A 13,638-nucleotide genomic window follows, 5' to 3' on the forward strand; every position below is an offset into this window, starting at 1 on the left:
AGTAGTGGTCCGCTGCCGCGATCCCGGCGATGAGGAGCAACCATGAGCGACATCGACGACCTGAAGGCGCGGCTGCGCCGGCTCGAGGACGAGCGCGACATCGAGCGGCTGATCGCCTCGTACGGGCCGGCCGTCGACGCCGCGGATCCCGAGGTCGCCGCCGGGCTTTGGGCGAGCGACGGCAGCTACGACGTCGACGGCTGGCGGATGCAAGGCAGGGCGGACGTGCACGCCATGGTCAACTCGTCGGCGCACCGGAACCTGGTGGCCAAGGGGTGCTGTCACTTCCTCGGGCCGTGCGTCGTCACGGTCACCGGCGACTCGGCGGTGGCGGTGTGCGAATCCCTGGTGCTGGTTCGTGACGGCAACGGGTATCGCGTGTGGCGTTGCACCGCAAATCATTTCGTGCTGAGCCGGATCGACGGCCGGTGGCACATCGGTGCGCGCACCAGCCGGATTCTGGACGGCAAACCCGAAGCCCACGCGCTGCTGACCGCGGGCCTGGCGGGGCGGCCCGAGGCCTAGTCGCCGCTAGCCCTGATGGCGGCGACCCGCATCGCCCGGCTTCGCCGCGCTCGCGATCGCCGCTAGCCCTGACGGCCGCGCGACAGGAACGCCAGCACGGTGCTCTCGAACGCCTCCTTGGCCTCGATCATCGACCAGTGGCCGGAGTTGGGGAAGATGTGCAGCTCCGCATTCGGGATGGTCCGCATCGGGATGAGCGCCATGTCCGGCGGGCTCACCCGGTCGTCGCGTCCCCAGGTCAGCAGGGTGGGCGCGGTCAGCTTGTGCATGACGGCCCACGGCTGCGGGCGGTCGGAAGCGGCCATCGCGGCGTTCATCGCGGCGAAGGCCGCCTTGCCGTACATCCGGCGCGCGGCGGCCAGCGTGTCCGGGTCGGTGGCCAGCTCCCAACGCTCCTCGATCAGCTCCTCGGTGATCAAGGCCTGGTCATAGACCATCGACTTGAGCCAGTCGACCAGCCGCTGCCGGGTGGGGTCCTCGACGAACTCCTGCAGCAGCCGGATGCCCTCGCTGGGGCTCGGGCTGAAGATGTTGGTCCCGATGCCGCCGATTGTCACCAGCCGGTCCACGCGATCCGGGCTGTGGGTGGCGAAATTGATGCCGACGCCGCCGCCCATCGAGTTGCCGACGATGTGCACCCGCCGCACATCCAGCGCGTCCAGGAAGGGCGACACCGTGCCGAACGCGGTGACCATCGGGTGGCCGCCGAAGTCGTCGCTGACGCCGAACCCGGGGAACTCCAGGATCAGGCAGCGGAAGCGCTCGGCGAAGGCGGGCAGGACGCCGCGGAAGTTGCGCCAGCCGGTGACGCCGGGGCCGGAGCCGTGCAGGAAGAGCAGCACCGGACGGGACTCGCCGCCGGTGTCGTAGTAGCGCAAAGCGCCCTTCGGCGTGCTGATTTCGCGCAGCTCTGGCTGTTCAACGGGGTTCGCCACGCATGTCACCTTGCCACGCCGTTGCGGCATCGCCGGACGCGGTTCCGCTCACCGGGCTAATCGTGGCTGGGCTCGCTGCAGTTCAGCAGCTCTTTGAGCGCCGCCGGAAACGCGTCGGCGAGCTCCCACAGGTCAGCAACCAGGTCGGGGCAGGAATTGAGGCCGACGCCGAGCCGGCCACCCAGCGACATCACCGTGATGTTCAGCCCGGCACCCGCGATGAGCGGGCCCAGCGGATACATGGCGTCGACACGGCAACCCATGAAGTACAGCTGTTCCTGCGGTCCCGGCACGTTGGACAGCACCAGGTTGTGCGGCGGGTATTCGGACAAGGGCGTGCGGGGCAGCAGCCTCCGCGCGGCGCCGAACATGGTCTGCCCGACCACCTGCGTCCAGTCCTGCAGCAGGCTGGGTCCCATGGCGGCGGCGTGGTCCTTGGCCGCGGCGTTCCCCTCCGCGATGCTGCTCAGCCGCTCGGCCGGATCGTCGAGGTGGGTTTCGAGCCGGCACAGCATCCAGCTGGTCTGGTTGCGGCCCGGCCGGCCGGACCTGCCCCGCACCGACACCGGCACGCTGGCGACCATCGACCGGTCCGGCAGCTCGCCCCGGTCCGACAGGAACTGGCGCAGCGCCCCGGCGCACAGCGCCGTCACTACGTCGTTGACCGTGACGCCGAACCTGTTCTTGACCGTTTTGACGTCGTCGAGGTCCAGGGTGGCGAAGGCGGCGTTGCGCCGCCGGCTGAACGGCCCGTTGAACGCCGTCGACGGCCCCGCGAACGGGGCGGCCATGGTCTGGCCCCCGCCGCGAGCGCGCAGAATCGTCTGCGCCACCGTCAGCGCCGTCGCGGGCACCACCTTGGCCAGGCGCCACGGCCGCAGCCCGGCACCGATCAGCCCGGACGCCGCGATCTGCAGGGGATTCGCCCCGCCGGCGCGGGTGGCGGGCTCCGGGGCGGGGGCGTCCGGGGCGGTGCTGCACAGCTTGGCCAACAGGTCGGCCCCACCCACCCCGTCGACCACCGCGTGGTGGACCTTGAGGACGACGGACAGCGCTTCGCCGCCGTGCATGCCCTCGATCACCCACATCTCCCACAGCGGGCGATCGCGATCGAGCGGCAGCCCGGCGATGTGCCCGCAGATCTCGGCTAACTCCCTGGAGCCGCCGGGCGCGGGCAGCGCGACGCGGTGCAGATGGCGCCCGAGGTCGAATCGATCGTCGTCCACCCAGACCGGATGGTCGAAGTTCAGTTGGTTGTCGGCCAGCTTGAGCCGGAATTCGGGCACCGCGTCCAGCCGCTCAGACAGCGCGTCGCGAAACCGGTGGAACGTGTAGCCGTCCGGCATGTCACCGGGATCCAGCTCCATTACGCAGCAAACATTCAACGGCTGCGTCGGCGATTCCAGGTATAGAAAGAACGCGTCTAACCCACTGAGTCGTTGCATTTCCGCTCGTCTCTTTTGCGCGGCCGTGACCGCTGGTCAGATGACCTGTGGTCAGCCCCGGTCCACGCGGGCGAACGCGATCAGGACCGACCGCAATCTCTAGATGTGATGACTGTCTGTAGCCGTTGAGCGGTCTCGGGCAAACATCGAGAAGTCAGCGGTCCGCCGGGCCCCGGGCCATCGCCGAGTTGGGGGCCGCCCAGTCGGTGGACACCTTGCGGTGCTTGATCAGCCAGCTGTCGCCGTCGGGCACCAGGGTGTCCCGGTAGCGACCGAAATGGTCGAGCCCGACATGGGTGACCACGGTGAAATACGACGACACGTGCGCAGTGTCGGGGGTCAGGCCGGTGAACAGCACGTTGGTGAGGTTGTGCCGGACGACCGGCTTGACATCGGCTTGCCCGGCGACGTCGACGCGGCCGAGGAACGACGCGATCGCCGATCGCCCGCGCAGCGGCTCCATGCCGCGGATTTCGAGGACGCCCTCCGCGCAGAACGTGTCGGCGAGACCGCCCGAGTCGCCGGCGTCGCCGGCCCAGTTGTATCGGGCGAGGGTGTCGCGGATCCGTTCCCGCGCGACCAATTCCCAGATCTCCACCGTGATCACTCCTCGCGCGCAGCCTAATACGCGAAAGGGCGATCGCTACTTCACGATGTGAGGCCGGAAACCGATCGGGGCCGCCGGTGTCACGCCGTTGAGGTCGAAGACGGCGATCAGTGCCCGCAGCAGGGCGGGGGACCAGTCCTCGAAGGGCTGGGCGTCGAGGCGACTGAGGACCTCGTCGCGCAGATAATCGATGCCCGACGGCAGGTCGCTCATCGCGCATCCCGGTCGCGCGAGGGACCCGGTTCGGTGATCAACGAGCCAGCTCCCTTCGGGCAAAGTTCCTGCGTCGACGCTAAGTGCCGCGCGTCGTCGGTGTACAGCCAACTGGCCAAACTCAAATGTGCCGGCGCGCGCGGGAATGAATCCCGGCCCGGAGTCGTACAACAGGCATGGAACTCAACGCCGCCGCCCGCGACCTCATCGGCGAGGGCGCCGATGCCACGCTGGTCACCCTCAACCCCGACGGCAGCCCCCAGGTCAGCCTGGTCTGGGTCGCGCTGCGGTCGACGCCGGAGGGCGACGAGCTCGTCACCGCACACCTGGCCGCCCACAAGAAGGTTCGCAACGTCCGTCGCGACCCCCGGGTGGCCGTCACCATCGTTTCGCTGGACGGGTCCGGCGCCGGGATGCGGCCATACCTTTCGATCACCGGGACGGCGCGAATCGTCGAGGGCGGCGCACCGGAGCTTTTAAAGGAGCTCAACCCGATCCTGGGCGACCCGAACATGAAGTTCCCGCCGGACGGCGCGCCGCCGGGATTTTTGACCCGCATCCGCATCGACAAGGTCGGCGGCATCGGCCCCTGGGCGGCCTGACGCCCGATTGCCACTTCCGCGACGACCCGTAGCGGAATACAGTGGGTGGGTGACGACGGGCGAAGACGGCAGGCACCTGCGCACCTGCCCCCTGTGTGAAGCCATGTGCGGCTTGGAGATTCACGTCGACGGCGGCAGGGTCACCGGCATCCGCGGCAATCGCGACGACGTGTGGAGCCGCGGGCACATCTGCCCGAAGGGCGTCTCACTCGCGGCGCTGCACGACGACCCGGACCGCATCCGCCGGCCCATGATCAAGGTCGACGGGCAATGGCGCGAAGTGAGCTGGGACGCGGCGTTTCGGCGCTGCACCGAATTGCTGACGCCGGTGATCGCCAAGTACGGCATCGGCGCGGTCACCGCCTACACCGGCAACCCGCTCGCGCACTCGTTTTCACTGGCCCGATATGCGGGCGTCCTGATGGGCATGTCGGGAATGCCGGTCACGTACTCGCCGGGCACGGTCGACCAATGGCCGAAGAACCTGTCGTCACACCTGATGTACGGCCTGTGGTGGAACTTCCCGGTGCCCGACATCGAACGCACCGACCTGATGGTCATCATGGGCGCGAACCCCGCCGCGTCGCAGGGCTCACTGCTGGCCGCGCCCGACGTGATGGGCCTGATCGATCGAATCCGCAAGCGCGGCAAGGTGATCGTGATCGACCCGGTGCGCACGCAGACGGCGGCCCGCGCCGACGAATGGCTGCCCATCGTGCCAGGGACCGACGCCGCGCTGCTACTTGCGGTGGCGCACACGCTGTTCGACGAAGACCTGATCAATCCGGGACCGCACGTCGACGGTGTCGACACGATGCGCCGGGTCGCCGCGGACTGGCCGCCGGAACGGGTCAGCGCGGTCACCGGTATCGGTGTGGACCGCATCCGGGACTTGGCACGCCAGCTCGCCGGCACCGAGAGATCGGTGGTGTACGGGCGAATTGGCCTGTGCAACCAAGAATTTGGCAGCCTGGCCAGCTGGATGGTGGACGTCATCAACATCCTGACCGGTCATTTCGACGTGCCCGGGGGAGCGATGTTTCCCCGGCCAGCGGCCTGGTCGATCACCACGCAGCCGCTGCCCGGCCTCGAGGGCGGCCGCGCGGAGTTCGGGCGATGGCACACCCGGGTGCGCGGGGCCAAGGAGGTGCTCGGGCAGGCGCCCGTGTCGTGCATGGCCGAGGAGATCGCCACCCCGGGAGACGGGCAGCTCAAGGCGCTGATCACGGTCGCCGGCAACCCGGTGTTGTCCACCCCCGGCGGCGACAAACTCGACGAGGTGCTGCCGACGCTGGAAGCGATGATCTCCGTTGACCTTTGGCTCAACGAGACGACGCGGCACGCCGACGTGATCCTGCCCGGGCTGTCCCCGCTCGAGCAGCCGCACCACGACGACCTGATCCTGCTCTTCGCGATCCGCAGCATCGCGAACTACTCGGCGCCGGTGTTCGACCCGGGGGATCGCCCGCACGAGTGGGAGATCCTGATCCGGTTGACCGGCCTGTGCACCGGCACGCCGGCCGAAGACGTCGACGTCGCCGCGATCGACGACGGCTTCTTCGATTACCTGGCCTTCACGCGGGGGCTCGACGGGGCCGAGATCCGCAAGCTCTACGATCACGGCGGCCCCGAGCGGATGCTGGACCTCACGCTGCGAACCGGCCCGTTCGGGGATCAATACGGCAAGAACCCCGGCGGCCTCACACTAGACCTGCTCAAGGCCAACCCCAACGGCATCGACTTCGGGCCGATGGTGCCGCAGCTGCCCGATATCCTGGACACGCCCGACAAGAAGATCCGGCTCGCCCCGCAGTACCTGCTCGACGACGTGCCCCGGCTCGCCGCCCGGCTGGAGCGACCGGCCGAACCGCTCGTCCTGGTGAGCCGCAGGCACCTGCGCTCCAACAACACCTGGCTGCACAACGTGCCCGCCCTGATGAAGGGAAAGGACCGGTGCACGTTGCTGATTCACCCCGACGACGCGGCGCGCTGCGGCGTCGCGGACAACGACGTCGTCACGGTGAAGTCCGAGGCCGGTGAAATCAAAGTGCCCGTCGAGGTCACCGACGCGATCAAGCCCGGCGTGGTATCGATGCCCCACGGCTGGGGACACGGCAAGCCGGGCACCCGGATGGCCGTGGCAAACGGCTCGCCGGGCGCCAACACGAATGTGCTTTCCCCGCCGACATTTATCGACGAGCCGTCCGGCAACGGCGCGCTGAACGGCATACCGGTCACGATCATCGACGACCAAGCCCGGTTCCGACCCGCGCAAACACCCTGAGCCGCTTGGATCTTTCCCCCGTCGCATCGTTAACGGCATGTGGCGGCCTGTGGTTCATCTCACCCGGGGCGCCTTCGGCTGAACCGTCGACGCGAGCCGGTCGTCGGCATAGGCATGACTGCAACAACGTATTTGAGATCCGAGGGCCGGCCCGCTCCACGACGGCGCGGCGCGGCGCACATCGCCGGGACCGCGATGGCCTTCACCCAACACCGCTACAACCAAGACGAAGTGGCGCGCGAGCTCACCGGGTTCACCGACCCGCGGTTCCTGCGCTTCGCGCAGACAACGGGGGTCGACCAACGCAGCCTCGCGCTGCCGCTGGCGCGGTACCCACGGTTGAGCGGTTTCACCGAAGCCAACGACGCCTATCTCGAGGTCGCCGTGGACCTCGGCGAGCGGGCGATACGCTCGGCGCTGACCGAGGCCGGCATTGACCCGCACGAGGTGGACACGATTGTGATGGTCTCGAGCACCGGCATCGCGGTACCGACCATCGACGCGCGGCTGATGACCCGGATCGGCCTGCGGCCCAACGTCAAACGCGTTCCGCTGTTCGGCCTGGGCTGCGTGGCGGGCGCCGCCGGAATGGCGCGCGTGCACGACTACCTGCAGGGCCACCCCGAGGATGTGGCCGTGCTGCTGTCGGTCGAGTTGTGTTCGCTGACCCTGCAACGCGACGACACCTCAATCCCCGCCCTCATCGGTGTGTCCTTGTTCGGCGACGGCGCCGCCGCCGTGGTCGCCACGGGCGCGGAACGAATTCCGCTGCGCCGCAACGGCCGGCACGCCCCGCGGCTGCTCGCGACCAGGAGTCGCGTGATTCCCGAGACGGTTGACGTGATGGGGTGGAACGTCGGCTCCAGCGGCTTTCAGCTCGTGATGTCGCGCGACGTGCCGAAAATGGCCGACACCTACCTCCGCGACGAGGTCGACCGGTTCCTGGCGGACCACGGCCTGTCCCTCGCCGACATCTCGGCCTGGGTGTGTCACCCCGGTGGCCCGAAGGTGCTCGACTCGATCGAGGACGCGCTGGGGCTGCCGCCCGCAGCCCTGCGTCACAGCCGGGACTCGATGCGGGACAACGGCAACATCTCCTCGGCGTCCGTGCTCGACGTGCTGCGCCGCACCGGCAACCAGCCACCTGAAGCGGGGTCTTTCGGGGTCATGCTGGCGATGGGGCCGGGCTTCAGCTTCGAACTGTTGTTGCTGCAGTGGTGACGGGGGAAGTTATGTATTACTTCCTGTTCATCCTGGCCATCGCCGCCGAGCGCCTAATCGAGCTGGCCGTCGCGCAACGCAACACGAAATGGTCACTGGCGCAGGGCGGCAAGGAGTTCGGCCGCGACCATTATCCGGCGATGGTCAGCATGCACGCCCTGCTGCTGGTCTCGTGTCTGGTCGAGACTTCCGCGCTGGCGCGGCCGTTCGTCGGTTGGCTGGGCTGGCCGATGCTCGCGGTGGTTGCGCTCAGCACACTGGTGCGCTGGCGCTGCGTGAGTGTGCTCGGAAAGCGTTGGAACCCTAGGCTTATCGTGCTCCCGGGAGCACCGTTGGTTCGCGACGGGCTGTATCGATGGGTGCGCCACCCGAATTACGCGGCGGTCACGGCGGAGGTGGCGGCACTGCCGCTGGTCCATTCGGCGTGGCTGACGGCCATCGTGTTCAGCGTTGCGAACGCGGCGGTGTTGCGGGTGCGGATCCGCGCGGAGAACGCCGCCTTGGGTTATGCGTGAGCGCTCACGGAGCGATGGGGCGATTCGTCCACTCGCGGTCGGGGTGGCGCGGCGAGCGGAACCAGCCGCCCGCCGCGGCGGTACCGCCGTCGGTCGGGACGGTGTGGCCGGTGACGAAGGCCGACAAATCCGAGGCCAGAAACAGGATCACCCGCGCCTGGTCCTCCGGCACGCCCATCCGGCCGACCGGAACCCACTGTGGCCACTGGGCCTGCTCGTCGGCCGACAACCACCGCGAGTAAGGCACTTGAAGGGTTTCGGTGACGTCGGGCGCGATCGCATTGACCCGCACCCCGTGGCCACCGACCTGCACTGCAAGGCTGCGGGTGAACTGGATGACGGCGGCCTTGAACGCGGCGTAGACGGGGTCTTCCGGGTAGCCGCGCAGGCCCTCGACCGACGACACGTTGACGATCGCACCGGCCCGCCGGGCCACCATCGCGGGCAGGAAGGCGTGGGTGACCAGGAAGACATGATGCAGGTTGATCCGGTAGAGCTCGTCCCAGAGGCCGGGATCGGTGTCGGCGAAATTCCCCGGATGCCGCAACCAGTGGCCCACGTTGTTCACCAGCACATCCACCCAGCCGTAGCGATCGAGCACCGATCGAGCCAGGTCGTCGACCGCGGCCGCGTCCCGCACATCGGCGACCACCGCGTCGGCCGAACCCCCCGCGTCGGCGATGTCGTCCACGACGCCGGCGGCGAGCCCGCCGTCGATGTCGACGATGACCACGTGGGCGCCCTGCCGGGCGAACAGTCGCGCGGTCGCGGCGCCGATGCCGCCGCCGCCGCCCGTCACCACGGCCACCCGGCCGGCCCGCAGCGCGTCGGGGCGCGTTTCGTCGTTCATCGCTCATATCTTGCGCCACCAGGCAAAAAGACGTGCAGGGCCGGGGGTCAGCGGAACACTAGAATCATTTGTTGTACCCACCTGCCACCCTCGATAAACCGTGATGTAGCCAACATTCGCGCCGTCTTCACCCGCAGTTTTTCCTGGCCGCGGACGGGTATTCCGTCCGCACTTAGGAGGATTGCATGGTTGGCACCACCGATCCACATCGCTTATTGCCAAGTGGCGCAATGAAGCGGCGAGTCCACCATCGCCACAGCCCACAATCGGTAGCGGTCTCGCTGGCCAGCCGGCTGATCGTGAAGAACACCATCCGTGCGTGGGCGGTTACGCCGAACCTGCACTGGCCGTTCGAATATGTCGATGGCTTCGCGGGATTGATGCCGCGGTTTGGCATTTCGGCGGAGGTCGAGCCGGTGCGGCTGGAAAACTGTGCCGCCGAGTGGGTTTGCGCGCCCGGCGCCTCGACCGATCGAGCGATCCTCTACCTGCACGGTGGGGCCTTCCTCACCTGCGGCCTCAACACGCATCGCTCGGTGGTCACCCGGTTGTCGAAGGCCGCCGATGCCGCGGTGCTCACCGTCGGATATCGAAAGCTGCCCACGCATCAGATAACCGACGCGATCGACGACGGCATGGCCGGGCTGCGCTGGCTGGAGGAACGCGGCTTCACCGGCGATCGGATCGTGGTCGCCGGCGACTCGGCCGGCGGATATCTCGCCTTCATGACCACGCTGCTGGCCATCAACAGCGAGTTCATGAGGCCTGCCGGGATCGCCACGATCTCACCGTTCACCGATGCCGACCCGGCACGAAAGCTCAAGCACCCCAACGCGCGCAAGTGTTCAATGTTCACTCGCGGCGCGTTGTCCATGTTCGCCCGATACCTCAGCCAGGCGCAGGTCCTTCAGGGGCGGGGCGATTCGGCCGTGGCATCGCCGGTGGACGCCGAGCTGTCCGCCCTGCCGCCGGTCACCATTCATGCCAGCTCCGACGAGTTGCTGCTTCCCGACGCCGAACTGATGGCAAAGCGCTTGGAAGCCAGCGGAATCCCGTGCGATCTGCATCTCTGGGACCGCCAGATTCACGACTTCCCGTTGGCCGCGGACATCCTGCCGGAGGGCAGGCGGGCCATTCGCTACATCGGTGACTTCGTGAAGGACGTCACCGCGGCGGCCTCGCCGTGGCGCCACCACCTGCATGCCACCGCCGCGGCGGGCTAACGCAAGTCTCGTAATCGGCTGCGCCACAACCCATCTGATGACCGGCCAGCCTCCGCACACCGCTCCACGCGGTTCTGGGCCGCCCCGTGCCGGGGCCTCGAGTGGGACCGTGTCCTGCGGATCGCAGGGTGGGGCGTCGCCGACGGAAACGCCGTCGTTAAGGCCATCGTCGCGCTCGGGCATCCACGGGCGGTCGCCCGCGGTCCCACGGTCCAACACGCGGCGGCAACCACGCGGCCTCGCGGCCGGCGAGGGCCCGATCGAGATTGGCCGTCCCGATTCGCGCGGCTGCCGATACAGTTGGTCGTGATGAGCCGACCATCCCCTCCTGTGTTGACCGTGCGGTACGAGGGATCCGAGCGCACGTTCGCCCCGGGCAACGACGTAGCGATCGGGCGCGACCTACGCGCGGACGTGCGCGTGGCGCATCCGCTGATCTCCCGCACCCACCTCATCGCCCGTTTCGACCAGGGCCGATGGGTAGCCATCGACAACGGCAGCCTCAACGGGCTATTCGTCAACCACCATCGCGTGTCCATGGTCGACATCCAGGACGGCATGCGCGTCAACATCGGCAACCCGGACGGTCCGGCGCTGACCTTCGAGGTCGGCCGCCACCAGGGCTCGGCCGGACGGCCCCCGCTGACGGCGTCGATACCGATCGTCAACCCCGCCACTGCGGCGAGCCCGCAGGCTTCCGCGCCTCAGTCCGGCGCGCCATGGCCCGGCCAGCAGTCGGCGTCGGCCGCCTTTCGGCAGCCCAGCGGCCCGCAGCCCGTTCATCCGCCGAGCGCACCGCAGCCCGTTCATCCGCCGAGCGGTTCGGTGCCCAGCCCGCCGTCGGCCGCCCAGCCCCGGTACCCGACCGGTGGCCAGCCGGCGCCCCCTCCTAGCGGGCCGCAGCACGCCCCCCAGATCTACCGCTCGCAGCCGATGAATCTGCCCCCGGCCCAGGCCGCGCAGCCGCCGGGACTGGAGACTCAGCGCGTCAGTGGTGACGCGTCGAACCTCGCGACGTCGATGATGAAGATCCTGCGGCCGGGCCGGGCGGTCGAGTCGACCCCGGGCGCAATCAAGATCGGCCGCGCCAACGACAACGACATCGTCATCCCCGAGGTGCTCGCGTCGCGGCACCACGCCACCCTGGTCCCGACGCCGCACGGCACCGAGATCCACGACAACCGCAGCATCAACGGCACGTTCGTCAACGGCGCGCGGGTCGACTCGGCGGTGCTGCACGACGGTGACGTGGTCACCATCGGCAACATCGACCTCGTCTTCGCCGGCGGCACCCTGGCCCGTCGCGACGAGAGCGCCACCGCCACCCGCACCGGCGGGCTGGACGTGCGCGGTGTGACGTGGACGATCGAGAACAACAAGACGCTGCTGGACGACATCTCGCTGGGCGCGCAGCCCGGCACGCTGACGGCGGTGATCGGCCCCTCCGGGGCGGGCAAGTCGACGTTCGCCCGACTGGTCGCGGGGTACACGCACCCCACCCGCGGCACGGTCGCGTTCGAGGGCCACAACGTCCACGCCGAGTACGCCTCGCTGCGCAGCAGGATCGGCATGGTGCCCCAGGACGACGTGGTGCACGGGCAGCTCACGGTGCAGCAGGCGTTGATGTACGCCGCAGAGCTGCGGCTGCCGCCCGACACCACCAAGGACGACCGGGCTCAGGTGGTGGCCCGGGTGCTCGAGGAGCTGGAGATGACCCAGCACCTGCACACCCGGGTCGACAAGCTCTCCGGTGGCCAGCGCAAGCGCGCGTCGGTCGCCCTGGAGCTGCTGACCGGGCCGTCGCTGCTGATCCTCGACGAGCCCACCTCCGGCCTGGACCCGGCGCTGGACCGCCAGGTGATGACCATGCTGCGGCAGCTCGCCGACGCGGGCCGCGTGGTGCTCGTCGTCACCCACTCGCTGACGTACCTGGACGTGTGCGATCAGGTCCTGCTGCTGGCCCCGGGCGGCAAGACCGCGTTCTGCGGGCCGCCCAGCCAGATCGGCCCCGCCATGGGGACCACGAACTGGGCCGACATCTTCAGTACGGTCGCCGGCGATCCGGACGGGTCCAAGGCGCGATACCTGGCGCGCACGGGACCGCAGCCGCCACCGCCCCCGGCGCAACAGCCCGCCGACCTCGGCGACCCCTCGCACACCAGCCTGTTCCGGCAGTTCTCCACGATCGCCAGGCGGCAGGTCCGGCTGATCTTCTCCGACCGCGGCTACTTCGTGTTCCTGGCGCTGCTGCCGTTCATCATGGGTTCGCTATCCATGTCGGTGCCCGGCACCGTCGGCTTCGGCACCCCCAACCCGATGGGCGCCGCGCCCAACGAGCCGGGTCAGATCCTGGTGCTGCTCAACGTCGGCGCGGTGTTCATGGGAACGGCCCTCACCATCCGCGACCTCATCGGTGAACGCCCGATCTTCCTGCGCGAACAGGCGGTCGGCCTGTCCACCACCGCTTACCTGCTCGCGAAGGTCTGCGTCTACACGGTTTTCGCCATCATCCAATCGGCGATCGTGACGATCATCGTGCTGCTGGGCAAGGGCGGACCGACCCACGGGGCCGTCGCCCTGGGCCGGCCCGGCCTCGAGCTGTTCGCCGACGTGGCGTTGACGTGCGTGGCCTCGGCGATGCTGGGGTTGGCGCTGTCGGCCATCGCCAAGTCGAACGAACAGATCATGCCGCTGCTCGTCGTGGCGGTCATGTCGCAGCTGGTGTTCTCCGGCGGCATGATCCCGGTGACCGGACGGCTGGGCCTGGACCAGATGTCCTGGGCGACGCCGGCGCGCTGGGGGTTCGCCGCGTCGGCCTCCACCGCCGACCTCACCGCGTTGGTGCCCGGCCCGCTCAGCCCGAAGGACTCCCACTGGCGCCACACGCCGGGCGCGTGGTGGTTCGACATCGCCATGCTCGTGCTGATCAGCCTCTTCTACCTGGGCTTCGTCCGCTGGAAGATCAGGCTCAGGGGCGGCTGAGGCGGCGCCGGTCAGGCCCCTTTGCGCATCACCTGGTCGGCCGCGGCGCGCATGCGATCCGACAGCGCAAGGAGATCGTGCTCGCCGACGCCGAGCGGAAGGGTGTAGGCCAGCTGGCGCAATTCGACCGAGTAGTTACGCAGGTCGTCACGGAGGCGTGTCTCAACAGTGGGCATGACTTCTCCCTCAGGCTGCGGCTGGGCAGAGTGCCCGGTCCCCGTCGACCGGCCGGTATG

General features: G+C 68.9%; 13 protein-coding genes. 7 read left to right on the forward strand and 6 right to left on the reverse strand.

Features of this window, described 5'->3' with window-relative positions:
* Positions 1-42 precede the first annotated feature (42 nt).
* Positions 43-525 (forward strand): nuclear transport factor 2 family protein, encoded by a 483-nt coding sequence (locus A5730_RS21070; RefSeq protein ID WP_067904809.1) that lies wholly within the window; start codon positions 43-45, stop codon positions 523-525.
* A 62-nt stretch (positions 526-587) separates the two neighbouring features.
* Here A5730_RS21070 and A5730_RS21075 read toward each other — a convergent pair whose 3' ends face one another.
* From A5730_RS21075 to A5730_RS24840, 4 genes are all read right to left on the reverse strand, one after another.
* Positions 588-1,490, reverse strand: coding sequence for an alpha/beta fold hydrolase (locus A5730_RS21075; protein WP_197506306.1), 903 nt, complete (start codon positions 1,488-1,490; stop codon positions 588-590).
* A gap of 26 nt (positions 1,491-1,516) precedes the next feature.
* A complete protein-coding gene (locus tag A5730_RS21080; RefSeq protein ID WP_067904811.1) occupies positions 1,517-2,905 on the reverse strand; it encodes a wax ester/triacylglycerol synthase family O-acyltransferase in 1,389 nt (462 codons plus the stop codon).
* Between the two features lie 154 nt (positions 2,906-3,059).
* The gene (locus A5730_RS21085) at positions 3,060-3,503 is read right to left on the reverse strand and encodes a nuclear transport factor 2 family protein (protein ID WP_067904938.1); all 444 of its coding nucleotides are present in this window, start codon (positions 3,501-3,503) and stop codon (positions 3,060-3,062) included.
* 45 nt (positions 3,504-3,548) lie between these two features.
* Positions 3,549-3,725: a hypothetical protein gene (locus A5730_RS24840; protein WP_156349483.1), complete on the reverse strand. Its 177-nt coding sequence runs from the start codon at positions 3,723-3,725 to the stop codon at positions 3,549-3,551.
* Between the two features lie 176 nt (positions 3,726-3,901).
* Between A5730_RS24840 and A5730_RS21090 the strand changes: the two genes are divergently transcribed.
* The 4 genes from A5730_RS21090 to A5730_RS21105 all read left to right on the forward strand — a co-directional run bounded on the left by A5730_RS21090 (position 3,902) and on the right by A5730_RS21105 (position 8,347).
* Positions 3,902-4,327: a PPOX class F420-dependent oxidoreductase gene (locus A5730_RS21090; RefSeq protein WP_067904815.1), complete on the forward strand. Its 426-nt coding sequence runs from the start codon at positions 3,902-3,904 to the stop codon at positions 4,325-4,327.
* Positions 4,328-4,376: 49 nt separating this feature from the next.
* Positions 4,377-6,611: a molybdopterin-dependent oxidoreductase gene (locus tag A5730_RS21095; RefSeq protein WP_082946930.1), complete on the forward strand. Its 2,235-nt coding sequence runs from the start codon at positions 4,377-4,379 to the stop codon at positions 6,609-6,611.
* Positions 6,612-6,725: 114 nt separating this feature from the next.
* Complete coding sequence (locus A5730_RS21100; RefSeq protein ID WP_369829906.1) at positions 6,726-7,832, forward strand: type III polyketide synthase; 1,107 nt, start codon at positions 6,726-6,728, stop codon at positions 7,830-7,832.
* Between the two features lie 11 nt (positions 7,833-7,843).
* Positions 7,844-8,347 (forward strand): isoprenylcysteine carboxyl methyltransferase family protein, encoded by a 504-nt coding sequence (locus tag A5730_RS21105; RefSeq protein ID WP_067904822.1) that lies wholly within the window; start codon positions 7,844-7,846, stop codon positions 8,345-8,347.
* A 4-nt stretch (positions 8,348-8,351) separates the two neighbouring features.
* On the opposite strand, the gene A5730_RS21110 is transcribed toward A5730_RS21105, so the two are convergent.
* Entirely contained in the window at positions 8,352-9,197 is an 846-nt protein-coding gene (locus tag A5730_RS21110) for an SDR family NAD(P)-dependent oxidoreductase (protein WP_067904825.1), read from the reverse strand.
* Positions 9,198-9,382: 185 nt separating this feature from the next.
* Between A5730_RS21110 and A5730_RS21115 the strand changes: the two genes are divergently transcribed.
* Together A5730_RS21115 and A5730_RS21120 are read left to right on the forward strand one after the other, a co-directional pair.
* Complete coding sequence (locus A5730_RS21115) at positions 9,383-10,420, forward strand: alpha/beta hydrolase (protein ID WP_067904828.1); 1,038 nt, start codon at positions 9,383-9,385, stop codon at positions 10,418-10,420.
* 309 nt (positions 10,421-10,729) lie between these two features.
* Positions 10,730-13,402, forward strand: a complete 2,673-nt coding sequence (locus A5730_RS21120; protein WP_082946935.1) for an FHA domain-containing protein — start codon at positions 10,730-10,732, stop codon at positions 13,400-13,402.
* Between the two features lie 11 nt (positions 13,403-13,413).
* On the opposite strand, the gene A5730_RS25010 is transcribed toward A5730_RS21120, so the two are convergent.
* Entirely contained in the window at positions 13,414-13,578 is a 165-nt protein-coding gene (locus A5730_RS25010; protein WP_197281170.1) for a hypothetical protein, read from the reverse strand.
* Positions 13,579-13,638 lie beyond the last annotated feature (60 nt).

Source organism: Mycobacterium sp. ACS4054 (assembly GCF_001667275.1).
Lineage (GTDB): Bacteria > Actinomycetota > Actinomycetes > Mycobacteriales > Mycobacteriaceae > Mycobacterium.

Excerpts from the sequence above, each read along its gene's own strand:
- A5730_RS21070 (WP_067904809.1), top strand. The coding sequence starts at position 43 with ATGAGCGACATCGACGACCTGAAGGCGCGGCTGCGCCGGCTCGAGGAC.
- A5730_RS21075 (WP_197506306.1), bottom strand. The coding sequence starts at position 1,490 with ATGCCGCAACGGCGTGGCAAGGTGACATGCGTGGCGAACCCCGTTGAA.
- A5730_RS21080 (WP_067904811.1), bottom strand. The coding sequence starts at position 2,905 with ATGCAACGACTCAGTGGGTTAGACGCGTTCTTTCTATACCTGGAATCG.
- A5730_RS24840 (WP_156349483.1), bottom strand. The coding sequence starts at position 3,725 with ATGAGCGACCTGCCGTCGGGCATCGATTATCTGCGCGACGAGGTCCTC.
- A5730_RS21090 (WP_067904815.1), top strand. The coding sequence starts at position 3,902 with ATGGAACTCAACGCCGCCGCCCGCGACCTCATCGGCGAGGGCGCCGAT.
- A5730_RS21100 (WP_369829906.1), top strand. The coding sequence starts at position 6,726 with ATGACTGCAACAACGTATTTGAGATCCGAGGGCCGGCCCGCTCCACGA.
- A5730_RS21105 (WP_067904822.1), top strand. The coding sequence starts at position 7,844 with ATGTATTACTTCCTGTTCATCCTGGCCATCGCCGCCGAGCGCCTAATC.
- A5730_RS21110 (WP_067904825.1), bottom strand. The coding sequence starts at position 9,197 with ATGAACGACGAAACGCGCCCCGACGCGCTGCGGGCCGGCCGGGTGGCC.
- A5730_RS21115 (WP_067904828.1), top strand. The coding sequence starts at position 9,383 with ATGGTTGGCACCACCGATCCACATCGCTTATTGCCAAGTGGCGCAATG.
- A5730_RS21120 (WP_082946935.1), top strand. The coding sequence starts at position 10,730 with ATGAGCCGACCATCCCCTCCTGTGTTGACCGTGCGGTACGAGGGATCC.
- A5730_RS25010 (WP_197281170.1), bottom strand. The coding sequence starts at position 13,578 with ATGCCCACTGTTGAGACACGCCTCCGTGACGACCTGCGTAACTACTCG.